The organism is Paenibacillus sp. LjRoot56 (assembly GCF_964253335.1).
GTDB classification, from domain to species: domain Bacteria; phylum Bacillota; class Bacilli; order Paenibacillales; family NBRC-103111; genus Paenibacillus_E; species Paenibacillus_E allorhizoplanae.
In genome coordinates this window covers 1,749,034-1,772,712 of the sequence record NZ_CAXURV020000001.1, presented here as the reverse complement: position 1 = coordinate 1,772,712, position 23,679 = coordinate 1,749,034, and the positions used below count along the sequence as shown (strand labels likewise).

Here is a 23,679-nt window from a genome sequence, read left to right as displayed (position 1 = left end):
GCTTGATAATCAAACCTCTCACCCAACCCGAAATAATGATGTTTTTCATCACTAAAGACAGAGAACTCAATGATTTTAAGATTTTCCAGCTCCGTAGTGATGTTTTTCATCACTAAAGACGGCGAACTCAATGATTTTAAGATTTTCCGGCTCCATAGTGATGTTTTTCATCACTAAAGCGGGGAAGCTCAATGATTTTAAGATTTTCCGGCTCCGTAGTGATGTTTTTCATCACTAAAGACGGCGAACTCAATGATTTTAAGATTTTCTGGCTCCATAGTGATGTTTTTCATCACTAAAGCGGGGACGCTCACAGATGATAAATAAAAGATCACAAAAAGGCTGTCTTTCCAAGTAGATTTGGTCTACGGGAAGACAGCCTTTTTTGTAATTATTGGGGATTACACTCCAGTGCTATTTCAGTAAAGCCGCATAATCCATCTGCGGCACAAGACCTGTCTCCGCTGCACGCTGGAGCAAGGTTAAGACAGCGCCATAGCCGCTATCGCCGAGATCAGCGGTGAATTCGTTGACGTACAGGTCGATATGCTGCTGCGCGACCTGCGGATCCATCTCCTGCGCGTGCTGCATGACGTAGTCGCGCGAAGCTTCCGGATGCGCCCACGCGTACTCAACGGAGGCGCGAGCCCAACCCGCGAGCGCCTGCAAATCCATGGTGCGCCGAGCGATGATGGCGCCCAGAGGGATTGGCAGCCCGGTGTCGGACTCCCACCAGCTGCCCAAATCTGTTAGAAGCGCTAACCCGTACGACGGGTAAGTGAACCGCGCTTCATGAATGACGAGGCCGGCATCGATAAGGCCGTCCCGCACGGCGGGCATGATCTCGTGAAACGGCATGACCACGATTTCGCCAACGCCGCCAGGCACGTTCTGTTCCGCCCATAGGCGGAACAGTAAGTAAGCCGTCGAGCGCTCGCTTGGCACGGCAACTCGGCGGCCGCTAAGGGCAGCCGGGTCAGCCGCTCCTTCGCTTGGCTGCGTCAGCACAAGCGGGCCGCAGCCTCTGCCCAAGGCGCCGCCGCAGGGCAGCAGGGCGTAATCCTGCAGCACCCACGGGAGTGCTGCGTAAGAGATTTTAAGCACGTCTGGGCCGGTGCCTTCGGCGGCCAGACGGTTCGTAATATCGATGTCCGCGTAGAGGACATCGAGCTCTGGTGCGCCTGGGATTAAGCCATGCGCCCAAGCGTGGAAAACAAAAGTATCGTTTGGACAAGGTGAGAACGCTATTTTCATAATTAAAGCACCTCCGCTAAGACTGAACCTGCTGCTTCTAAAGCTTTCAAGGCATCACCGATCCGCCAGGCATCTCGGTCTCGCGGTCCGACCGCGTTGGAGATCGCGCGGATCTCCAGCATGGGCACCCCGCGCTGCTGCGCAGCCGTCGCTATGCCGAAGCCTTCCATGGCTTCGGCGGCAGCGCCAGGCACGCGCGCAGCCAACGCAGCGGCGGTTGCCGCTGTTCCGGTGGCTGTTGCCACCGTCAACACCGGCGCCACTTGCGCTTGTAGGCCTGCGGCTTGCAGCGCCGCCGTCACACGCTGGGCCAGTTCGGCATTCGCGCTGATGCGCGTAGTGCCGAAGCCCAGCTCATCCAAGCTGCTGAAGCCGTCCAGCAGCTCAACGCCAAGATCGGCGGCGATGATTTCGCTCGCAATAACAAGCGAGCCAATTTCCGCTTGACCCACGAAACCGCCTGCAATACCGGCGATAAGCAATAGGTCATAATCGGCTTTGGCAAGCTCAAGGGCTCCATTCACTGCAGCAGCAGCAAGCCCTACACCTGCTAAAGCATATTCAAATCTGCTATCCTGACCTAGCCCACGTTGTATGGCATCTCGTTCAGGAGCGACTGCTGTCATGACGAGTATTCGCATCGTTCTTCCCCTTTAAGCTTTGACTTCTATACTCGTATTTTACATGACACCTGTCCAGAAGGAAACTTTCACGCTTGACATGCCAAACTAATTTAATTATCATCTAATTAGATTAATGTCTAATTAGATTGTTAGGAGTTGTTCGCGTCTATGCAATTAGATAAAATCATCACCTATCACAAAGCCATGTCGGATGCTACGCGTATTCGTATGCTTATTTTGTTAGCGAACGGGGAATCCAATGGGCAAACTCTCGCTGAGAAGCTGAGCGTAACTCCCGCGACCGTTACCCACCATGCCTCAAAACTTCGCGAAGCCAACTTAATTCATGAGCGTCGAGACAAAAACACCATTTATTTCACCTTGAATGACGCTTCCATTCGCAGCTACGGTCAGACGACAGCTGACTTGATTTTCAAAAACAAAAAGGAGGCTCCCGCATCCATGGAAACGGAAGACAAAAATTCTAATCTTCAGAAGTCTGTTTTACGGAACTTTTTCACGTTTGATGGTAAGCTCAAACATATTCCAGCCCAGCTCAAGAAAAAGCTGATTGTCCTGGAGCATCTAGTTGCTGAACTAGAAAAAGGCCGATCCTACGCCGAAAAAGAGCTTAACCTCTACCTCAAAAACTATCATCCTGATTTCGCAACCTTGCGCCGCGAGTTGATTATGCACCAGTTTATGTTTCGGGAAAATGAGGTTTACGAGTTGAACCCTAGGGAAATGTGGGCGAAGTGGGAAACTTTATCTTAATTCGTAACATACTGTTCCCCCTCCACTCACCCCCCTGCAACTTTAACTGTAAAAACTCCAGCTATTTTTGACACTATTCCACGTATTTGGTATTTAAATGGAAAAACTCCAGTTAATTTTGCCTATTTCTCTCCTGAAGAAGGAAATGGCCAATATTAACTGGAGAAAATACAGTTATTTCACAAATTTGCCCAAATGCTCCTCAATTAAATGGAGAAAATCCAGCTGTTTTCCTAAAGAGCTACCTGTAGGCAAGTGTTTCTGCAAAGTCAGATAGATCGAGGGGGGCGGGGTTTCGGTTTGCTCAATTCTGGCGGTTGCGGCCATTTGTACAGTTGTTCCGAAGCTGTTTCGCTAGTGTCCGCTGTGTCGGTATCTGTTGATCAACTAGTTAACCATCAACGCACCACCCCAAGCCCCAACAACCACTTCTTATATGCCGTCGGTGTAATTCCAAGACATCTCTTAAATTCCTTGGAAAAGTGCGCATAATCATGATAGCCGAACTGGCCCATACAGCTCGTGATATCCATCGTTGGGTTGAAGAAAATCTGGAGTCGAGCCAAGTTAAAACGAGACACAGAATTTAATCGCTTAGGTGACATCCCTGCGAGCTCTGAACAAATCCGTTCAAAATGCCGCTGAGAGTATCCACTCTCGACGACGCTGATAGGAACATCCTGCTCCATCGGTGTGCGATATAGTTTGGATAATATATTAATCATCGCGGCATGCTTGGTTTCTGGTTGAAAATGACGATAGAGATAATCCGTCAGCAAAGCGATCCCTTCTTCCAAATCTGCCTCTGCTAGCTGCGGAACGAGCTCGGCAAGTTCATGCTCGGGAAATAAATCAGCGAGCGGAAGAAACTTATCAATCAATGCACGATGGTCCATCTCTTTGAAGGCACGCAACCCCCATGGCAGCAATCGCACGCCGAATAAACGAATAGGACCTTCTGCGGTAAGTGGATAATAGCGTGAAAGTGTTCCGATAAAAAATGCCCTTGGCAGAACTTGCCCACCGATTGAATAATCGGCTCCATAATGAAAAATCAACTCTTGGCAGCCATCTGGCCACAGGGTTTCCCACTCTTCCGCCGCGCTGTAATCCCGCTCCAAATACCAATAACATTTAATATATCGCTGCAATGTCTCATCTGGCTGACGTTCCTCATAACGCATCTGTCTCCTTACCTCCTTTCTCCTATATGTCCCCTCATCCCTTTACTGTTCGTTGCCTCACCTTCATTCGTTATTCCCTTCCCTATTCCTGCTCAACTGTCCTTGTATCTCTTCTTCCAACTTTGAGTACTCATCCCCTACCAGTCCCACAAAATGGACACGTTGCCCAATTATTTATTCCGCATGCGGGTCATTCATCCATACACCTTCTAGTCAGATGACATATAGTAATTTTGTGAAGGGAGGGATTGACATGAGTTGTGGTTGCGGAACTGGCGGCGTAGGTTATTCAAGCACTGCAGTAGTCCTCGTTCTATACGTCCTCTTGGTTATCGTTCTTAGTACGTTCGGGTTTGGCTGGTAATATAAATTGTAAGACAGCGGCTGGGACGGTGATTCCGTTCCAGCCGCTTACTTTTTCTAGTCCTTTTAGCTATAATAAAAACTTAAGCATGAATTTCATCTATTCCCTACTTAGGACGGAGTCGAGGTACTGTGTCTAAACCGATTTTGACCATTGTGGTCCCTTGTTATAACGAAGAAGAAGTCCTCCCCGAAACTGTCTTTCAACTCAGTGAAGTATTAGATTCTCTCATTACAGAGCAATTGATTGCCCTGGGTAGTACGGTATTATTTGTAGATGATGGCAGTAAAGATGCAACATGGTCGCTAATCGAGCGATTCCACCTTTCCAATCCATTCATTACTGGGCTTAAGCTGGCCAAAAATGCCGGTCATCAAAGCGCTTTACTCGCCGGACTCCTGAAAGCGAAAGCGTATTCCGACTGTGTCGTTTCCATCGATGCGGACCTGCAGGATGATACTTCTGTCATTCGTGAATTTCTAGTGAAATTCCATGAAGGCTACGATATTGTCTACGGGATCCGTCAGGATCGTTCATCTGATACCTTTTTCAAGCGAGCTACTGCGCAAGGCTTTTATAAACTCATGACCTCACTTGGTGTTAAAATTCAATACAATCATGCGGATTTCCGCTTAATGAGCAAGCGTACTCTCGATAATTTGGAGAAGTTTCAAGAGGTTAATTTATTCCTCCGCGGCTTAGTCCCTCTGCTAGGATTTCCCTCTACACAGGTCTATTATGACCGGAAGGAACGATTTGCTGGTGAATCCAAATATCCGCTGCGCAAAATGCTCGCTTTTGCCTTCGATGGCATCACATCCTTCAGTGTAACTCCCATTCGTTTGGTTACGGTGATGGGCTTTCTGCTCTTCGCACTTAGTGTAGTTGCTGCTATTTATGCGATTGTAGGCAAATTACTTGGCGAGAACGTTACGGGGTGGACTTCACTTATTCTCTCTGTCTGGTTCATCGGCGGTGTGCAGCTTCTTGCGATTGGTTTGATCGGCGAATACATAGGTAAAATTTATAAAGAAGTGAAGCAGCGCCCGCTTTTCGTTATCGAAAAGGAATTAACCGAGCAAGCTCAGGAGCAGGCAACCGTCACTTCGCAGGCGAGCCAACCTGCATCTGCAAGGCGGTAATTGGATGACCTCCACTTCACTCAAATCCTTACTAACAGGCAGCTTTGCACGTTTCTTACTCGTTGGTGTGTTGAATACGTTGGTGGGTTTATCCGCCAGCTTTGCTCTTTTTAACCTATTAGATCTGAATTATTGGTTATCGACCTTTGGCGGCAATACGATCGGTGCGGTAGTGAGTTATCTGCTTAACCGTACGTTTACCTTTCGCTCCAAAGCCAGCATTGGCAGCAGTTGGTGGAAATTTGCACTTGTCATACTCATATGCTACGGATTTTCGTATGGGATCAGCTGGCTGCTTGCCGAAGCGATCAGTTCCTATCTCCCTAATGCCAGCACGAACTGGCTCCATAACGGTGCGATACTTATAGGGAATGGCTTGTACACGATTGGCAATTATATCGGGCATAAATATTTCACCTTCCGTACTCATGATTCGAAAAAAGGCAGGGCATCCTAACACCTAAGAGGTGATTGACGATGTCACGAAGAAGAAACCGGGCTATGGTGCCCGGATCCGAACATGGCTTAGGGCTGCTCAAAGCCCACGTTATGCAAAATCAAGGATATGCCGTAAATCCTGAACGACCTGATCTTGTCAAATACGAGGTTGCCCGTACACTTGGTGTTCCCTTGCAACAAGGCTATAATGGGAACCTCAGCTCAGAAGATGCCGGCAGAGTAGGTGGTCCAATCGGCGGCGCGATGGTGCGAGAACTCGTTCGCATGGCACAGCAGCAGATGGCGAATCAACGTCCTCCTGGGCAATAAGCATGTCCCGCATTTAGATGCCAGCCATAATCCGACGCATCCCCACATAAACTAGTAGCAAGCTGCTTTGCAGCTCTACTTTTAATGGTGAAGTCAGGTGATGATGGCAGATGAATCCTCCAGGCAATCGTTCGTCAAAACCCGATTGGAAGGGACTGTCGGCGCAAGCCGGCGATGTGCTAGGCCCCGAGTTCTGGCAGGACATTGCCAGTATTATTCCGCTAACCGGACCCCGAGTTGATATGTATGAAACGCCGCAGGAACTCGTTGTGGTCGCTGAGGTTCCAGGGTTGTCATCCCAAGAGAACATCCAGCTATCCTTCCGCGACCAGTCCCTCTTAATCAGAGGGATGCTCGTTCGTCCTTATCAGGTAAGTGATGAGCAAATGCGGCTGTCTGAGCGCTATTTTGGCACATTTGAGCGAGCGATCCGCTTACCTGGCAGGGCTTTGACCGATCAGATGAGAGCACAGTATCATAATGGGCTGCTTATCATCCGTATTCCGCTTGCTCCACCCGATGGCGAGAAGGTTATTCCCATACAGTTTACTTGAGACAACGGTTGAACAAAGATTGCCGACTTCCTTTCATGAAGGAGCCACGGTGATCTTTTTGTTTTGCAAAAAAAGAAATGATTCTGCGTTTGTCCCCATATACATGGAAAGGAGACGCTGAATTAGAGGATTTGGAGGGAATGACCATGGTTCGGATCCAATTTCAATCCATTCATATTGATGACATAACGGAAAATTCTAGCGTTAACAAGGGCAGCAATCGGATCAGTGGAAGGCGGCATTCAGCCAAGACGAATCAAGGGATCGGTGAATTGACAGGCGATCACAATGTGGTGTTGGGCGGGAAGCACACAGTCCTGGATAATGATACATTTGATGTTAAACCGAATACACGAAAGAGCTGACCTAACCTATGTGGTTTCAAAAAAAGAAAACGTCGCCGCCTCCAACTGGACCCTCTAACGCCACTCCCAAACCTTTGATGAGAAACGAGACTATTCCAAGCCCACAAACGCAAACCGTTCACTTATTGGAACAGCGACTGCGAAAATTAGAGGAACAGTTAGCCGACCTCTCTGCCAAGCATCCGCGCATTCATATCGATAATCTGCACGTCCATCAGCCAGTTCTCGAAAACTTAACGTTTCGACTCGATCATCTCGACATTAAGGAGCTTAGCGGTTCGTTGAACTTGGGCAACAATTTCGGTGCTAAACCGAATGGGAAAGCGCAGGATGAGGCCGTGGATAAGGCATTCCAGCGTTCTCAGGTCACCAAAGAACCTCGACAGGAGCGTGCGTCAGACGGTCACTCGCATTCATCGCCTATGCAAGAGGGTTCCGGTCCTGAGCGAACCTCAACCGGATACCGCTACACCCCTCCCCAATCGTCAAAAGTATAAAGATGAGGTGATTGACTGTGTCATCATTCATGTCTCCAACCTTTATCATCGGTTCGATCCGGATTGGATCTGTGGAAAGTGCATCCTGCATCAACATGGGAAATAATTGGCCCACTGATTTTCAAAGTAATCAAAAAACGGTTCAAGGCTTTGGCGCCGTCGAAGGCGACCATAACCAATTGGTCGGTACCCGTTCGATGCTGAACGATTCCGACTTCCTCGACATGCTCAATGTCGGCGATAACGATACGCCAGAGTGGCTGCAAGAGATGATAACGGTGCAAGCGCAAGCGTCGGGCTACACCACAGCAGCTGCCTCTCCACCTCCAACAGATGAAACGACGAAAGCTCCGCAAACGGCCGAGTAAGGCTGCCCGCGGAGCTTTATTTTCAAACACGGCCAATAATCAAATCACCCTTGGTATATGGTGCATCAATAATATCGTTATCGTACACGGTGTTTATATTGTTCCACACCATGTTATGTTCACCACTCACTTCACCAAGACCACCATTGCTTTTACTGCTCGTTGACCAATTCACTTGTGCGTTCGTACCAATGAATATGCCAGAAGCATCAGCAATCGAATTAACATGAATCGAATCAAATTGAATCAATGGCGGGTCTAACGGTCCGGGTAGATTCAGCATCGCTTACAACCACCCTTCATTTAAACTTGATTCGTTATGGCTGGTTTAAAGTCTTGATCATTAATAGGTGCATCAATAAAGTCATTATCAAAGATGGTATTGACGAAGTTGCAGGCGATCGAATTACCGATGAATTCACCGGTGCCGTAATTGTTTTTACTATGGGAATCCCAGCTGGATTGTGCATTCTCACCAATCCCGATCGTTGCATTCGTATTCTGATTATTAATATTGATCATGTTAAACACGATGGAACTCGGCATGCTGCTCACTCCCTGTCCGCGATTGGTTCTAGGGCCACTCCCTCATGCACGGGATCTTGCCGTAAACCTGTATCTTAGCCTATTCAGTGAGCAGGGAAATGGTGCGGCCTTGCGTAGATGCTTCTACCAATGAGAAAAGACTCTTCCCAGAAGGAAAGAGTCTTCTTCGAGCGCGATGATCAGAACCAGAGTCCAGGACCACCGAAACCGCCAAAGCCAAAGCCAGGGCCAAAGCCACCACCAAAGCCGCCACCATAACCAAAGCCACCGCCAAACCCACCATACGCGTAAGGTGCTGTACCGATTGCTAATAGGTCAAATAAAACCAATGGAATAATCGCTTTTACTTGCACTTTTTTTCCACTTTGTGGAGAAACCATCAACGTGTTACCGCTGATCCGCACCAATTTGCCAGTTACCTGTGTACCATCTTTCTTAACAGCCACAATTTCTTTCCCGATCAATTTACGCACTTCATCTTTACGAATTCTGGATGCCACGAACGTCCACCTCCTTCACGTGAGCAGAGATACATTGCTCTACAGTGTATGGCTTATGGGGTAACATCGCATGGATAGCTGTCCATTTTTTACAAAAATACGCTCATGTCCTGAGGGGGCTAGTTACTCTACGGTCAGTTTGGTAAGCGCCTTTTTGGCAGGTCCTTCAATCACATCACCTTGAAAGGAATATCTAGAGCCGTGACATGGGCAATCCCATGTTCGCTCCGCTTCATTCCAATCGACTTCACACCCCAAATGGGTACAAGTCGTATCGACCACGTGCAGTTCTCCATTCGGTTCTCTGTACGCACCAGCTCTCTTCCCCTTCACGCTGACGACAGCCCCTTCATCAGGTGACAGTTCTTCAGGTTGCTTGTGCAGCAAATCAAACTTACCAGCAACAAACTCTTTGGCGACGTTGGCATTCTGCATGACAAATGTTTTAATACTCGGATCGGCATGGAAACGATGCGGTGTAAATACTTCTTCGTAGGGACTCTTCTCCCCTAGAACAATCTTCGTATTTAGCAGCGCCGCTACCATGCTGGTCGTCATTCCCCATTTGCGAAAGCCAGTCGCCATGAGGAGGTGAGGAGCATCGGAAAATTGCTGTCCAATATAAGGCATTTTATCCAATGTGAACACATCTTGAGCCGACCACCGATACAAAATCTCCTGGAGACCGAACTTGTCCTCGCCGAACTTCTGAAGATTTTCATAATACTGATGCGTACATAGACCTTGCCCTGTCTTATGACCCTCACCGCCGATAAGAACCGCAGGTTCCCCATGGATGGTGACAGCACGAAGTGAGCGACTTGGTTGCTCCACGTTGATGTACATCCCCCCAGGGTAAGCTTTCTCCGTGCGCGCTGCAATCACATACGATTTCTCCGCATGCAGGCGAGTGAAATACGCTCCCTTGATGTCGTTAAACGGATAATGGGAGGCTGTGACCACATAATTGCAAGTAACTTGATGCCCTTGCTTTGTTTTGACAATGGATGGCTGCTCATGGGTCGCACCTACGACGGTTGTTCCCTCATAAATCTGACCACCCAGCTTCGTAATCTCCTGAAGGAGTCTGATCAGGTAAGGCACAGGATTGAACCTAGCTTGCCCCTTTAGTCGAATGGCTGCTTTCGTCGCGAAAGGCAGAGGCGTTGATTCCAGATAATCACCACCGATTTGCAGTTGCCCATAGGCCATGTATTCGTCCTGTAGTTGGTTTAAATAATCATCATCACTCGTATAGAGATAAGCGTCTTCATCAGTAAGCTGACAGTCGATGTCTAGCTCAGTAATCGTTTGTTTAATCAGTATCAGCGCTTCTTGATTCGCCTCATAATATAGACGAGTCTTCTCCTCTCCAAAATGGGAAAGAAACTCATGATATATAAGTCCATGTTGCGTTGTAATTTTGGCGGTCGTATGTCCCGTCGTTCCTTCTAGGATTGGACCGGCATTCAGAACAACAACCTTAACGCCTCGCTTTGCGAGTAAATACGCCGTTGTGATTCCAGTAATACCTGCGCCAATGACGACTACATCGGTCTTCAAATCAGCAGTCAGGGCGGGAAACTGGGGGAGCTTGTCGACAGAATCGAGCCAGAATGACTTGGGGAATTGCGGTAAAGCAGCGGCGGAAGCCTCTCCATGATGCGTCAATGTTACGTCTCCTTATGTACCAATTTCTACCTATTTTGTCCTTAGCGGGGGAATTGTATGTATCGAAAATAGATGATGACTTGTCACGGAACATACGTTCCGATAAGATAATAGAAACAGCTAGAGCTCATTGCGAGAATACTAATTATATTAGGAGTGAGAAAATGTCAGAGAAAGTGAGCGCTTCACAGGTTACCATCGTGCCTTGGTCCGAATCGGATCTGGAACTTCTGCGGCTGATTAATGCTCCTGAGATGATGGAGCACCTTGGAGGTCCGGAAACAGAGGAGCAGCTGGCAATTCGCCACAAACGCTATCTGGAAATCAGCGGCAAAGGCAAGGGCCACATGTTTAGCATTGTACTGCTGCCTGATCGTGAAGCCGTGGGTAGTATTGGCTACTGGGACAGCCATTGGCAAGGGGAACATGTTTACGAAGTCGGTTGGAGTGTGCTTCCCGGATTTCAAGGACGAGGACTAGCCAGTAGCGCCTTACAGGCAGCTATTTCCCATGCGAGTTCCGAGGCTAAATTTCCGTGGATGCATGCTTTCCCCTCGATTCACAATCCAGCATCGAATGCGGTGTGTCGCAAGCTTAACTTTAGGCTGATGAGCGAATGTGAATTCGAGTATCCACCAGGGCATTTCATGCAATGTAACGATTGGCGGTTGGAGCTCGCTGAATCCCCGAGTGCCGATTGATGGGATTCAGCTACTATATTTAGCATTTGGCAGTCACTAACATCGCTGAAAATAGAAGTCGACCTCAGTTGGAACTCGTGGGATCATGCTGGGGTTACTTGGATCGATTAACTGGATTTTCTACAACTAATTTCGGGGATATCTAGCATTGCTGGAGTTTAACTGGATTTCCTACTGCTAATTTTGCTAGGTATGATCAGTTCGATAAAATTTGCTGATATTTACGGGAGAAAATCCAGTTATTTTCCAAAAATCGGAGATTTGGCTTGAAATAGATGTAGAGAATCCAGTTAATCAAGGATGACTGGCGACCGACAAGGGGGGGGACGAGACAGGAGAACTCTCAAGTCTTCAAGTCCTCTAACCCTGTCAAAAATGCAAAAGAGCACTTTTAGAGTAGGTTTCCCCACCGTAATTGGAAATTGATGCAAATAGGCATCAATTTGGAGCGATTTCAGGAGATTATCCTTAAACACGTTAAAAAGGTTGCCTTTTTGCACCCGTTTACCAATTTCAACCATAAATTAGTGATAAAGGTTGTATTTTTGCATTTTTGAGAAAGAGAAGCGATGAGCGAGAGTGATCAATCCAACCCCCGCACTGCTCCCCCCGTAGTTCCAAGTTGGGGCTTGGGGCGAAATCCCAACAAAAAACCGCTCCTCCAACACAAGGTCAGAAACAGCGGCAGGCTTATGGGGTGAGTTTTTATCTACTAGGCTTTGCGAATTTTCCCAAGCTCGGTTGTAATCGCATCAATCTCGCTAATGCTGAAACGATCCTTGCTCGTGACCATATCATAAAGATCCTTCAAATCCTCGTATTTTTCTTCTTTCACGTTGGAGGCTTTAATGGATCCTCCTGTTGCCATGCGCAGCTTTCTCGTAATACCTTCAAACATAAATTCAACGTTTGCTTCCGACCATATATTCAAATCCAATGTAATCATCCTTCCATCGCTGTCTTTTCATCATTTTAAAGCACATACAGGGTAATGTAAAATACAGTTTGTCTCCTTATGCAAAAAAAGAAGCAAAGACAGATCGTCCCGCTTCCTTATTTCTTCTATATCACGATAGATTTAAGTACATTCGACCCAACCATTTTGACTAGCGGACGTTGCAATTCAGCTGAATCGACATCCAGGCTAACGCAGATAAGGCGAATATGCTCGTCAGCCAATTTACGTGCATCCTCGTATGATAGCTTAAACTGAATACAATAGGAAATAAAGCCATGTAAAGACATGAACAAATTCCAAGGAAGTGTAAACTTCCGGCTCTCAGCTCCTGGCTGATCTGCCATCACTTCACGAATCACAATGGCAAACATGTCCAAGCACTGCGCTTGTTCGGTACGCGAGTACTGCTGTAGTTCTGGCTCGTTAATCATAAACATCATTTCGTAGTGATTCGGATTACTTAAACCAAACCAGACGAATTCCATCATTAACTTTTGAAGCAAATTCACGCTAAACCCATGCTCACGAACAATCATTTCCCGCTGACGCTGCAGCAGTAAGGCAAAATCGTCTTTAATTAGTGCATAAAATAATTCTGCTTTTTCATTAAAATGGTAATATAACGCACCATGACTGTACCCCATTGCTTTAGCAATGCTTCGCATCGTTAAAGCGCGATAGCCGAAAGTAGCGAATAATTCCCGCGCCTCTGTAAGAATTCGTTCTCTGCTAAGCTCTTGCGCGACTGCTTTCCTAGCCATTCCTATCCCTCCGCATCCTCAGCTCATATGAAATTTGTTGGGTCTTCTGGGAGCCTGCCTATTCAGGCAAGCTCTCGTGAACGATGTATTCGTTCTCACCCGCGACGATCAAGCTTTGACCTTGTGTAACATCAGTTGCCCAATTCATGAATGCTTCCGCTTCAGCAGCTAAAGGATAACAAGGAACGGTTACTTTGTCCGTAAACCCAATATCCCCTAGCAGCATCCCTTGATTTCTCAGTTCGTTTTCCAGCTTGCCATACCATGTATAATCGACTTCAATCAGCACGAGCTGATGATTTACTTTATAAATCGGCTTTCCTGCTTCTATGCCTGCCACAGCCCCATCCGTATAAGCGCGAATAAGTCCGCCAGCACCTAACATGATGCCACCAAAATAACGAGTAACTACGACAACGGTATTCTTGAGCCCTTGATGCTTCATCACTTCCAGAATCGGCTTCCCTGCGGTTCCGCTGGGTTCTCCATCATCGGATTGCTTCTGGATTTGATCCCGCTCCCCAATGATATACGCACTGCAATTATGCGTAGCCGCTCTGTGTTCTTTCTTGATCGCTTCAATAAACTGGATTGCTTCTTCTTCTGACTCTACGGGTTTAGCATGACCGATGAAACGTGACTTCTTGATGATAATCTCAGACGAACCATACGAATGGATTGTGCGATAATGTGCTAGCATAGCCAACCTTTCTCGGTAGAAGGAAACAACTGTTTCACTATATTCTACACACAACATAAGACTTCGACAATATAGAAAGAAAATTTACCACATAAATAATGGAAAAAAAGGTGCAAAAAAACGACCTATCCGATAGGATTGATCGTTTTTATTGTGAGTTGTTAATTACTGCTGCAAACGAGCTTCAAGTTCCGCTTTTTCTTTCTCATAGCCAGGCTTGCCTAAGAGAGCAAACATGTTCTTTTTGTATGCTTCAACACCTGGTTGATCGAACGGATTCACACCCATCAAATAACCGCTGATGCCGCATGCTTTTTCAAAGAAATAGACCATGTATCCGAAAGAGTAAGGCGTCATATCCGGCAATGTTACGATCAGGTTCGGTACTTGACCGTCTGTGTGCGCAAGCATCGTGCCTTGGAATGCCTTCTTGTTCACGAAATCCATCGTTTTGCCGCTAAGGAAATTCAGACCATCCAGATCATCTGCATCTGTACCGATTGTGATATGATCAGCCACTTGGTCAACTTGGATAACCGTTTCGAACAAAATGCGATTACCATCTTGAACGAATTGTCCCATGGAGTGAAGATCCGTCGAGAAGTCTACGGAAGCAGGATAAATCCCTTTGTAGTCCTTCCCTTCGCTCTCACCGAACAATTGCTTCCACCACTCCGAAACGAAGTGCAAGGATGGCTCATAATTGACGAGGATTTCGATCGTTTTCCCTTTACGATACAAGGAGTTACGAACAGCTGCGTATTGGTAAGCTTGGTTCTCGCTCAGCTTCGGATTGGAGAACTCTAGTTGCGCATCTGCCGCACCTTTCATGATCGCTTCAACGTCAATGCCCGCAGTCGCAATTGGCAGTAAGCCAACCGCTGTTAGCACGGAATAACGTCCACCAACATCATCCGGAATAACGAAAGTTTCGTAGCCTTCTGCTGTTGCCAAAGTTTTGAGAGCGCCTTTCTCTTGATCCGTTGTTGCGTAGATCCGTTTGCGAGCGGCTTCCTTACCGTACTTCTTCTCCAATAGTTCGCGGAAAATACGGAAAGCAATCGCTGGCTCAGTTGTCGTACCGGATTTGGAAATCACGTTCACGGAGAAATCTTTGCCTTCAAGTAATTGAAGCAAATGTGTTACATATGTGGAGGAAATGTTATTTCCTACGAAATAAATTTCAGGTGTTTTACGCTTATCTTTTGGCAAAATGTTATAAAAAGAATGAGACAACATTTCTAGTGCAGCACGTGCACCTAGATAGGAGCCACCAATACCGATCACGACAAGCACGTCGGAATCCGATTGAATTTGTTTCGCAGATGCTTGAATGCGGGCAAACTCTTCACGATTGTAGTTCTCAGGAAGATCTACCCACCCTAAATAATCAGAGCCTGCTCCTGTTTTGTTATGCAGTTGGTCATGGGCTAGCTCCACTTGAGCCGACAAGTAATCGACCTCATGCTGGGATAAAAAGGATAATGCCTTGCTGTAATCAAATTGTAGTTTTTTACTCAATAGGTTCGCCTCCATCTCTATTTTTTACCTTTTCCTAGCATACTTATTTGCTTGTCTAAAAGCAAGCGAGAAAGGAATTCACAGGTATTAATTCCCATGCTAAAATGAAGTCAGAGGTGAGGACATGAAACGTATCGGCTTTATTGGACTTGGCACAATGGGTAGGCCCATGGCTGCTAACCTTATTCAAAAAGGGTTTATGGTAACTGTGTATAATCGTACTGCTGGAAAAGCGGACGAGCTTGGGCAAATGGGGGCTGAGGTTGGCCTCACACCTGCGGAAGTCGCTCGCAGCTCAGATGTTCTATTTACGATGCTCAGCAATGATGCTGCGCTTCTCGAAACATTTTACAGTGAGCAAGGTATTCTGAGCGGTATACACCCTGCACTCACGATTATTGACACCAGTACCGTATCTCCCCAAACAAGTCAAAAGCTCGCGGAAGAGCTCGCAGCGCATTTCGTCGACTTCCTCGACGCGCCTGTTACAGGTACGAAGCCCGCTGCTGAAGCAGGTACGCTTACGTTCATGGTTGGCGGCAGCCGAGAAGTATTCGAGGAGCAGCAAGAATTGTTCCACGTACTTGGCAGCAAAGCTCTTTACCTAGGGCCGAGCGGTTCTGGTTCCTATGCCAAGCTCGCTCACAATACGATGGTCGGGATTAATCTTGCAGGACTTGCCGAAGGCCTGTCTATTGCAACGAAAGCTGGGATTCACCCTAGCCAATTCTTAGAAATCGTCCGCTCTGGCGGAGCCAATAGTAAGCAAGTCGAGCTCAAAGGCGATAAAATTCTCGATCGCGATTTCAGCAATCAATTCTCCTTGAAGCTGATGCTGAAAGACTTGCTGCTCGCGCAAGAAATAACGGGTAAGTTTCAATTACCAACGCCAATGCTGCAGTCCGCCACCAATCTGTTCCAGATCGGACTAAGCAAAGGCTTAGGCGAAGAAGATCTTAGCGCTGTCATTAAGTGCTACGAGGAATGGATGGGACAAGAGGTTGTTAAGCCTAGTGAGCCTGTTGCGGAAGTGTCGAAACCGGCTTCGCCTCTGTCTGGTCGCGAACGTCGTAAGAATACACGGGTGCAGCTGGATATTAACTTGAAGCTGTCCATTTACCAATGGGAGCAAGAAGGTTCTTTCTCCGGTCAAAATATTGACGGAACCCTTTTCGATTTATCCGAAAGCGGGCTTCAGATCACAACCAATGTGCTGCTTGCGCCGGATATGTTCGTCGTCATCCACTTCCCTCAGGAAGCTGGATTACCTCCGATCACGGGTCGCGTCATTCGTATCGTGACCGAAGGAAGCAGCTTCCGCTATGGTTGTATGCTGTCAGGCTTACCGCCGTATGTGCGGATTAAGTTGGAGCAGTATATTGAGGATCATATTGCTAGTGCGGTATAGAACATCCATGAAGAGAGCTGTCCTTTGGACAGCTCTCTTTTGCAATCGTTATTTCTTTCCGATTTTGTATAAGAGTCTTTGAATTCTTGGACCACTTTGTCTGGTGTAGGTATCATTTTCATTATTGGCCGGCGAATCCCCTTCTGGGGTTTAAAATTTTTTAAGGAATAGCATCGGCTGTAGCAGAACGAACTCCCGTAATGTGCACGTTTCGCTTGTCAGCCACAGCCCCAGCTTCCTGTAGACGGATCAGCTCCACCTGTTCGCATTGATGCAAAGTAATGAGTGAACCGTCTTTGACATGTAAGTCCATCTGCTCTAATACAAGCTGCTTCGTATGATGACAGACGCACCCCCGGTCAGCAGCAGCCGTAACCTTATGAACGTACAGCTGTTCCAGTGGCATTTCCGGAAGGCCGTTGATAAGCAGTACCGTCTGCGCACCCGTGCAAACAACATCGTTGATTTCGATACTGCGAAAAATCGGCGTCCCCTCGTTCACCGGCTCGATCTCATCTTGAGCAGTACCTGAGCCTTCCTTTCCTTCGTAGAAGAAATTGAAGGAAATCGCTTCCCTAACTATGTCAATCATCCGAATTCGATGAATGGAAATATGCTCCACAATGCCGCTCCGCCCGCGAGCACTTTTGAAGCGAAGGCCGATATCGGTTCCGATAAATGTGCAGTCTGACAAGGATACATATCTCACACCTCCTGACATTTCGCTTCCGATCGTAAACCCGCCGTGTCCATGGTAGACAACACAGTTCCTGATTGAGACGTACTCGCATGGAAGACCTAGTTTACGACCCGTTTCGTCTTTACCGGATTTCAGGCAAATTGCGTCATCACCAACGTCAAACGTACAATGCTCCACAACCGCATACCGGCACGATTCCAGATCAAGGCCGTCACCGTTCTGGCTATACCACGGATTACGTACAGTTACGTTTCGAATCGTCACATGCTCGGAAGCCCACGGATGTAAGCACCACGATGCTGAATTTTGAAATGTCGGTCCGTCCAGCAGGATATGTCGGCACCTCCTAAAACTCAGCAGGTTCGGCCGCAAATAATCTCGAGCTGGTATATAAGCTCCCACATCCGTAACACCTTCCCGACTAAGCTGATCGACCCATACGGCCCCTTGCATGGCGGCCTCCGACGGCCACCACATATCGCCAGCTTCATTCGTAACACCTCCGCTCTGGAGCAGCTGTTCCCATTGAAGCCCCGCTATTTTCCACTTCTTTACTGGCCTCCACGCTTCGCCCCCACCGTCAAACACACCTTTCCCTGTTACGGCAATATGTTCTTGTCCTTCCGCATCCAACGGAGATTGGCAGCGAACAGCGCCCAGACCTTCATAATTAGACAGAATGAGCGGATAGTCGGCGAACGTTTGACTGAATCGAACAACTGCACCTTCCTCGGCATGAAGCTCCAGTCGGCTCACCAGCTTCAGCGGCCCTGTCAGCCAAAGTCCGGCTGGAATGATCAGCTTTCCGCCTCCTACTTCCGCACATGCTTGGATCGCTCGGTGGAAAGCGTCGGTATTGTTCGTCAGTCCGTCACCTATCGCTCCGAAATCGGTCAACCGGAACGTTCGATCCGGAATGTCCGGCTGCAGCACTTCCGGCATGACCCAATGCGGGATACCGTTCTCCTGTGTAAAATAAGTGCTGATCGGCAGGCCGGTGCGGATAAGCCCTTCACGCACAAGTAGCGCCATTTCACACGCCCCGCGTTCGTTAAAGTGCGTATTGTCCTCGCAGCCGTTGGGGTAGTTCAGATGCTCACCAGAACGTAGCCAGACGAATAGCGATTTGGATCCGTCAGGACCGAGCGAAATGAGTTTCTCCTCGCTTAATGTGCATAAATCGATGCAGGTGACACCTTCCCGCTGGGCCAACTGCCGAACGGCCTCCGGGTAATCACCATGAGATTGAACGTAAGCCCCCTTTTCGTCGAATTCACGCCGCTGTACGGGTGTAAGAAGAACCGGGGTAGCCCCCACGGACCTAGCAGCATTAATATACGTTTGCAAGGTCTTTTGATAGGTCTCAAAAGGCTCCGTCCGGCGCTCCGGCTCCGGCTTCTGATCGTTATGCCCGAACTGTATGAGCAGATAGTCGCCAACACGCATCGCATCCGTGATTCGCTTCAAATGTCCTTCGTTGATAAAGCTTTTGGAACTTCGTCCATTACGGGCTTCATTGACAACAACGACGGAATCGTTGAAGTAACGTCCGATCATCTGTCCCCAACCCGCCATCGGCGACCGTTCCTGCGGATAAGAGGCTGCGGTGGAATCTCCTGCAATAAATAAGCGAATCGGTTTCATCATGGTACGCTCCTTGTTTATAAGATTCAGTGAACGGCCCGCTGTGGAGCCGATTTGCGATACGATTCTATCTACAACCTTGCACAAAATAAGCCTAGTAAATCAAAGGGGGAAATACTATCCTGCGCGGCTTCGCTTTGATAGTATTTCCCCCATGACCTATTCCTTACAGCTTATTAAAGATTCTGTACATGATGACGGCGGTTTCGGCTCTGGTAGCATTGACTTGTGGGTTGAGTAAATCTCCATTACCGGTAACAATGCCTTCCTTCACCATGGCAGCGATGCCTTCCACTGCATATGAAGCTACAGCTGATTTATCACTGAACTTCTGTATATCCTCTGTTCTGCCCTGATCTGTTATCACTTCAGCAATCTTTAGTGTTCTTGCGCTGAGAACCATCAAATCCTGACGAGTGATATACTCCTTGGGATTGAAGATGTTATTGCCCGCTCCATTCGTGATACCCAGCTTTTTCGTAATCCCCAATGCCTCGTAGTAGTAGTCGGATTGTTTGACATCACTGAAGTTGTCACTAAAGTCCGCAGTAATTCCCAAGGTTTTCACCAAAAGAACCAGGAAGTCTGCCCTTGTGATCTTCTCCGAAGGAGAGAACGTAGATTCTGAAACACCGTTGATGATTCCTTTGGAAGCCAATACATCAATTGAAACCTGCGCCCAAGGGTATACACCCGCATCGTCAAAGGTTTTATATTCATAGGATACGGCATATTTACTAAAGTGAGTTGTAGAAAAAGTTACCGTTTGTGTAGCAGCATTGTATTTTGCATTCGGTACTTTGACTGCTTTCCCTGCCCCATCGACATACCAAATCACAATATGATCGTTATTTTTTAGTTCCTCGGGTTTGGGTGTATACTTGATGGTTACTTTAACAGGCGCTTCTTTATTTTCCCAGCTTATCAGCTTACCGTCCACTTTCAGATTTAATTCTACGATCGGTCTGTCCCCAATAGCTTCTCTCAACTTCGAGTCAGGGATCGTGGATTTGTCAACCCGTTCAAGGTGAACGGAAATGGTTGAGCTATCTGCTGCCAAAGATGATTTGACCATATTACCGGGCATTTCAATGCTTCCTACCGGGGTATTTACTACGATAACCTGCTTTTTATCCCCCTGCACCAGCACACTTGCCGGTATTGTCGGCTCATAAGCTTTGGCACCGTTAACTTCATTAAGGGTAATTTCTACTGTTTTAACACCCTTACTATCGGCTACTGCATTAGCAAATGCAGTGTTGATAGTTGCTGCTGTGACTTCTGCTTTTGCTGTAGCTGTTGAACTGTCAAGCTTTGGAGCTACAGTTATATCAGAACCGTTCACCGGTGCTGGCGTTGGCGTTGGCGTTGGTGTTGGTGTTGGTGCTGGTGTTGGTGTTGGTGTTGGTGTTGGCGTTGGCGTTGGCGTTGGTGTTGGCGTTGGTGTTGGCGTTGGTGTTACGCCACCGACGTTTACTACCAGACTCACTGTTTCGCTGCTCCCATTGACTTTACCAGTGATTGTGAATTGACCAGATGTATCGGTGTTCGGTATGTCCGCCCATTGAACACCGACTTCTCTATTGGCTCCATCATCAAAAACAGCAATGACTGAGCTTGGCAATACGACATTTGCACCTTTTGCAACAGTAATAGATTTCAATTGTTTGAGTCTCACAATTTTCTCTTCGTTCTCGACGCTGAAATCCTGAAGAATCGCCTTATCACTGCCAGAGGAGCTCACAAATCCAGTATATTCTCCCTTGGGCAATAAGGTAATAAACGTAAACTCCCCGTTGTTAAGTACCGCCTGATCCATATACACCACAGAATTTGTCAGCTTTTGCATAACTAATATGGATACGGATTTACTTATTGCCGAAGCATCGCTTACTTTAAATGTAGCTCTATTATTTTCTACAGACTGACTAACGGTTAAAGTTAAAGCTGCGAATACTTTTGCAGAGTTTGCATTGATGATCATCGCAACCAATACTAACAATGCTGCAAACATCCGTATACTTCGTAAACTATACTTATTCATACCTTCGCTCCTAACTTAGATTCCATATCAAGCTCCATGTATCGGTCAGATTAATGCGCAGAAAGTTCATTCGATATTTTCGTTCCATCAGCGATGTTATTGACAACGAAAGCTTTAATTTTGAGTCCCTCCAAATTCGCCGGAATACTGAACCCGGCTTTTACCGTCTTGGTTTGGCCGACATTAAACTCGGACTCTACATAGGAAGTGCCCAATACAACATCGTTAGCGTCACAAATTTGAATGGCGATGACAGCATTTGCAATGGCAGTCGAATTTTTATTGACCGTAACTGCAGCCACCGCACTCAATCCAGGCGCAATACCTGGTAATGGATTACCAAAAATATCAGTAATCTTTACCTCTTCGAGGGTAAACGAATTTGCGAACTCAATATTGGAGAACTTTGCCGTGTTGTAATAAACATCGGATATTTGCGGCTGGGATGCATCGACAGCAAATCCGATATAGGCTTCTTTCCCCATCGTAAAGGCCTTCTTTTCAATCTCCTTCCATGCATTGCCGTCATTCGAGGTATAGGCAACAATCGTATTGTCTACTCTCTCTATTTTCAGCCAAATCGGCATGGTATGATCGGTTAAAGCCGGCAAATAATCTTGCGGATAAGGGGCTTCATCTAATGCTTGAACCACTCGGCCCTTATCCATTCTCGATGAAAAATACGTTGCATAGTAAGTGTCATCTTTGGTGTTTCCATTCTCATCCCGGTCAGCTTTCACGATGGATGTACCGATGATCGCCTCGGCTGCATCAGGTTCCAAGCTGTCCCGGATCATTAATCCTGAAATTGTATTATTGTCCAAGAGAGCAATCGAATCCAATCTTGCTGTTAATGATGCATTGCCGCTGATAGGTTGATATACATAGTGGAAGCTGTCCGACGTTCCTGTAATTTTCCCTGCTCCTTTTACAGTCAACGTACCGGAGCTGTCCAAGTTTCCGCTACCTTTTACTGACGTACTTCCAATATCGACGGAAGTCCATGGTGCCCCTGCCTCCGGACCATTTACATGTACCGGCATAGAGGTGGATTGCGTCGCATTCCCCTGTTTATCGTACGCTCTAGCTGAGATGAAATAAGTACCTGCCTCCACATGATCAAGCGTAAAGCTATAAGGAGCTTCTGAGTCTTCTCCAACCTTGTCGGCAGCCTTATAAAATTCTACCTTTTCAATTCCGTCTTTATCTGTGGCGTCTACATCAATTTTCATTACACCGCCTTCAGCAAACAGAGAATTATAGGTTGGGGTTGTTACCTTCACCACCGGATTATCCGGTGCATACAACGGGTCTACTAAAGCGTTTAAATACACTTCCAAATTGCTGTAGCCGCTGGCCGTGATTCCTTTTCCATCACCCGCATCATTTTTATTCCATCCATTTGCATCTTCCCAAACATCCGGCATCCCGTCATGATCCGTATCATCGGGAACGATGCCTGTCTTTAATTCCGGGTAACCGCCTACTTCATACTCTCTGTTGATAATTCTTCCTGTGCTGTTCCTTACATCTTGGACAACTCGGGCATCTACCGCATCTCTTCTAGGCAGAATGGCGCCAGCCTGACTTAAAATTTTTGTATAGGCCGCCTGAGGGTCTTCCAAATTCAACAAATTATAGCCATAGTCTTTAAAAGGAGTGTTGGAAATCGTAGTGTTTGCGCTTTTGTCTTGAATACCTTTGCTGTTGTCTGCGCTTGTCGCAGGATTTCCGAACATGAAATTACCGTTTACATAAAAGTCTCCATCGCCGGGATTAACAAGCCTGCCTTTCACAGAGTTGAACGTTGACGGGCCGGGCTTATAGTAGTTATTCACTACATTGGATTTAAGTCCGGCTGTTCCGCCATAAGTGTTGTTAAAGCCCCAATTGTAGATGACATTGTTCGCCTGAGTGATAATTCCCGGCGTCGTACCGTTTCCAAACCTCGGCATCCGGCTAGTATGAGTGGAAAACAGATTATGATGGAAGGTTGTTGCATTTCCTCCCCAAATTCCGCCATAGCCATGCTTGCCTTTTATGTGGCCGGATAAGGTCAAGCTTTCACTAATCAAGCTCCATTGGATCGTCGTATAGTCGTTTTCATAAAAGGACAGCGTTTCGTCTGTGGACCAGCTGGCAGATACATGATCAACCATCAAATATTTGCTTCCTCTGCCTCCAAGAGAATCCGGTTCTTTATCAATATTCGCCGAACCCGGTCTAAACCGCAGGTATCGAATGATGATGTTATTGGCTTGGCTTATATCCGTATTAAAACCAGCGATCGTTATGCCGTCTCCCGGCGCGGTTTGACCGGCAACGGTGATGTTGTTTCTATTTGAAAAACTTAATGAGCTTGCTAGATTAATCGTTCCCGAGACACGAAATACAACCATTCTGTTGTCTGCACTGATGGCATCTCTTAATGATCCCGGACCAGAGTCATTCAGATTAGTCACTTCATAAACATCATGGCCACGACCGCCGCTGGCATACATGCCTCCGCCTTCGGCACCTGGAAACGCCGGGATGGTTGACGGCGCCCCTTCAGCATGAACCGGAACAGCAGAAACTACTGATGAAGTTAATAGCACACTCGCCACAGCCGATATAATTTTCTTTCTCATGG

25 protein-coding genes are annotated in these 23,679 nt (G+C 47.1%); 11 read left to right on the top strand and 14 right to left on the bottom strand.

The annotated features are described in order from the left end of the window. Positions 1-414 precede the first annotated feature (414 nt). Both ACSQ8O_RS07910 and ACSQ8O_RS07905 read right to left on the bottom strand, forming a co-directional pair. Positions 415-1,254 carry a 1,4-dihydroxy-6-naphthoate synthase gene (locus ACSQ8O_RS07910; RefSeq protein ID WP_236288290.1) on the bottom strand — a complete coding sequence of 280 codons (840 nt, stop codon included), beginning with the start codon at positions 1,252-1,254 and terminating at the stop codon, positions 415-417. Between the two features lie 2 nt (positions 1,255-1,256). Beyond that, a complete protein-coding gene (locus tag ACSQ8O_RS07905) occupies positions 1,257-1,895 on the bottom strand; it encodes a futalosine hydrolase (protein WP_436241119.1) in 639 nt (212 codons plus the stop codon). A 150-nt stretch (positions 1,896-2,045) separates the two neighbouring features. On the opposite strand from ACSQ8O_RS07905, the gene ACSQ8O_RS07900 reads away from it, so the two are divergent. Next, positions 2,046-2,651, top strand: coding sequence for a metalloregulator ArsR/SmtB family transcription factor (locus tag ACSQ8O_RS07900; protein WP_436241118.1), 606 nt, complete (start codon positions 2,046-2,048; stop codon positions 2,649-2,651). Between the two features lie 398 nt (positions 2,652-3,049). Here the strand turns inward: ACSQ8O_RS07900 and ACSQ8O_RS07895 are convergent, their stop codons facing one another. Continuing rightward, positions 3,050-3,835, bottom strand: coding sequence for an AraC family transcriptional regulator (locus tag ACSQ8O_RS07895; RefSeq protein ID WP_436241117.1), 786 nt, complete (start codon positions 3,833-3,835; stop codon positions 3,050-3,052). A 253-nt stretch (positions 3,836-4,088) separates the two neighbouring features. Between ACSQ8O_RS07895 and ACSQ8O_RS07890 the strand changes: the two genes are divergently transcribed. From ACSQ8O_RS07890 to ACSQ8O_RS07855, 8 genes are all read left to right on the top strand, one after another. Next, positions 4,089-4,199, top strand: a complete 111-nt coding sequence (locus tag ACSQ8O_RS07890) for an MYXO-CTERM sorting domain-containing protein (RefSeq protein ID WP_200962405.1) — start codon at positions 4,089-4,091, stop codon at positions 4,197-4,199. A gap of 131 nt (positions 4,200-4,330) precedes the next feature. Continuing rightward, positions 4,331-5,341: a glycosyltransferase family 2 protein gene (locus ACSQ8O_RS07885; protein ID WP_436241116.1), complete on the top strand. Its 1,011-nt coding sequence runs from the start codon at positions 4,331-4,333 to the stop codon at positions 5,339-5,341. A 4-nt stretch (positions 5,342-5,345) separates the two neighbouring features. Further along, positions 5,346-5,798 (top strand): GtrA family protein, encoded by a 453-nt coding sequence (locus tag ACSQ8O_RS07880; RefSeq protein WP_436241115.1) that lies wholly within the window; start codon positions 5,346-5,348, stop codon positions 5,796-5,798. A gap of 20 nt (positions 5,799-5,818) precedes the next feature. Next, positions 5,819-6,109 (top strand): small, acid-soluble spore protein, alpha/beta type, encoded by a 291-nt coding sequence (locus ACSQ8O_RS07875; RefSeq protein ID WP_436241114.1) that lies wholly within the window; start codon positions 5,819-5,821, stop codon positions 6,107-6,109. A 110-nt stretch (positions 6,110-6,219) separates the two neighbouring features. Continuing rightward, a complete protein-coding gene (locus ACSQ8O_RS07870; protein ID WP_056609049.1) occupies positions 6,220-6,663 on the top strand; it encodes an Hsp20/alpha crystallin family protein in 444 nt (147 codons plus the stop codon). 77 nt (positions 6,664-6,740) lie between these two features. After that, positions 6,741-7,028 (top strand): hypothetical protein, encoded by a 288-nt coding sequence (locus ACSQ8O_RS07865; RefSeq protein WP_436241113.1) that lies wholly within the window; start codon positions 6,741-6,743, stop codon positions 7,026-7,028. A gap of 8 nt (positions 7,029-7,036) precedes the next feature. Continuing rightward, positions 7,037-7,525, top strand: coding sequence for a hypothetical protein (locus ACSQ8O_RS07860; RefSeq protein ID WP_056609046.1), 489 nt, complete (start codon positions 7,037-7,039; stop codon positions 7,523-7,525). Between the two features lie 29 nt (positions 7,526-7,554). Next, on the top strand, positions 7,555-7,893 hold the full coding sequence (locus ACSQ8O_RS07855) for a hypothetical protein (RefSeq protein ID WP_063795458.1): 339 nt from the start codon (positions 7,555-7,557) through the stop codon (positions 7,891-7,893). 22 nt (positions 7,894-7,915) lie between these two features. Here ACSQ8O_RS07855 and ACSQ8O_RS07850 read toward each other — a convergent pair whose 3' ends face one another. The 4 genes from ACSQ8O_RS07850 to ACSQ8O_RS07835 form a co-directional block, all read right to left on the bottom strand. Continuing rightward, positions 7,916-8,176, bottom strand: a complete 261-nt coding sequence (locus ACSQ8O_RS07850) for a hypothetical protein (RefSeq protein WP_436241112.1) — start codon at positions 8,174-8,176, stop codon at positions 7,916-7,918. 20 nt (positions 8,177-8,196) lie between these two features. After that, positions 8,197-8,439, bottom strand: coding sequence for a spore germination protein (locus ACSQ8O_RS07845; RefSeq protein WP_056609042.1), 243 nt, complete (start codon positions 8,437-8,439; stop codon positions 8,197-8,199). A 179-nt stretch (positions 8,440-8,618) separates the two neighbouring features. Beyond that, positions 8,619-8,939: a hypothetical protein gene (locus ACSQ8O_RS07840; protein ID WP_236288306.1), complete on the bottom strand. Its 321-nt coding sequence runs from the start codon at positions 8,937-8,939 to the stop codon at positions 8,619-8,621. 123 nt (positions 8,940-9,062) lie between these two features. Next, on the bottom strand, positions 9,063-10,610 hold the full coding sequence (locus ACSQ8O_RS07835) for an FAD-dependent oxidoreductase (protein WP_436241111.1): 1,548 nt from the start codon (positions 10,608-10,610) through the stop codon (positions 9,063-9,065). Between the two features lie 164 nt (positions 10,611-10,774). Between ACSQ8O_RS07835 and ACSQ8O_RS07830 the strand changes: the two genes are divergently transcribed. After that, positions 10,775-11,311, top strand: a complete 537-nt coding sequence (locus ACSQ8O_RS07830) for a GNAT family N-acetyltransferase (protein ID WP_436241110.1) — start codon at positions 10,775-10,777, stop codon at positions 11,309-11,311. 712 nt (positions 11,312-12,023) lie between these two features. Here the strand turns inward: ACSQ8O_RS07830 and ACSQ8O_RS07825 are convergent. From ACSQ8O_RS07825 to ACSQ8O_RS07810, 4 genes are all read right to left on the bottom strand, one after another. Then, positions 12,024-12,257 carry a DUF1128 domain-containing protein gene (locus tag ACSQ8O_RS07825; protein WP_420794129.1) on the bottom strand — a complete coding sequence of 78 codons (234 nt, stop codon included), beginning with the start codon at positions 12,255-12,257 and terminating at the stop codon, positions 12,024-12,026. Between the two features lie 116 nt (positions 12,258-12,373). Further along, complete coding sequence (locus ACSQ8O_RS07820) at positions 12,374-13,030, bottom strand: TetR/AcrR family transcriptional regulator (protein ID WP_436241109.1); 657 nt, start codon at positions 13,028-13,030, stop codon at positions 12,374-12,376. 58 nt (positions 13,031-13,088) lie between these two features. Then, positions 13,089-13,730 carry a YigZ family protein gene (locus tag ACSQ8O_RS07815; RefSeq protein WP_056609032.1) on the bottom strand — a complete coding sequence of 214 codons (642 nt, stop codon included), beginning with the start codon at positions 13,728-13,730 and terminating at the stop codon, positions 13,089-13,091. 165 nt (positions 13,731-13,895) lie between these two features. After that, positions 13,896-15,251 (bottom strand): glucose-6-phosphate isomerase, encoded by a 1,356-nt coding sequence (locus ACSQ8O_RS07810; protein ID WP_436241108.1) that lies wholly within the window; start codon positions 15,249-15,251, stop codon positions 13,896-13,898. Positions 15,252-15,375: 124 nt separating this feature from the next. Between ACSQ8O_RS07810 and ACSQ8O_RS07805 the strand changes: the two genes are divergently transcribed. Beyond that, a complete protein-coding gene (locus ACSQ8O_RS07805; RefSeq protein WP_436241107.1) occupies positions 15,376-16,659 on the top strand; it encodes an NAD(P)-binding domain-containing protein in 1,284 nt (427 codons plus the stop codon). Positions 16,660-16,819: 160 nt separating this feature from the next. On the opposite strand, the gene ACSQ8O_RS07800 is transcribed toward ACSQ8O_RS07805, so the two are convergent. From ACSQ8O_RS07800 to ACSQ8O_RS07790, 3 genes are all read right to left on the bottom strand, one after another. Continuing rightward, positions 16,820-19,006 carry a glycosyl hydrolase family 28 protein gene (locus tag ACSQ8O_RS07800; RefSeq protein ID WP_436241106.1) on the bottom strand — a complete coding sequence of 729 codons (2,187 nt, stop codon included), beginning with the start codon at positions 19,004-19,006 and terminating at the stop codon, positions 16,820-16,822. Between the two features lie 163 nt (positions 19,007-19,169). Further along, entirely contained in the window at positions 19,170-21,047 is a 1,878-nt protein-coding gene (locus ACSQ8O_RS07795) for an S-layer homology domain-containing protein (protein ID WP_436241105.1), read from the bottom strand. Positions 21,048-21,097: 50 nt separating this feature from the next. After that, on the bottom strand, positions 21,098-23,677 hold the full coding sequence (locus ACSQ8O_RS07790) for an Ig-like domain-containing protein (protein WP_436241104.1): 2,580 nt from the start codon (positions 23,675-23,677) through the stop codon (positions 21,098-21,100). Between the last annotated feature and the right edge of the window lie 2 nt (positions 23,678-23,679).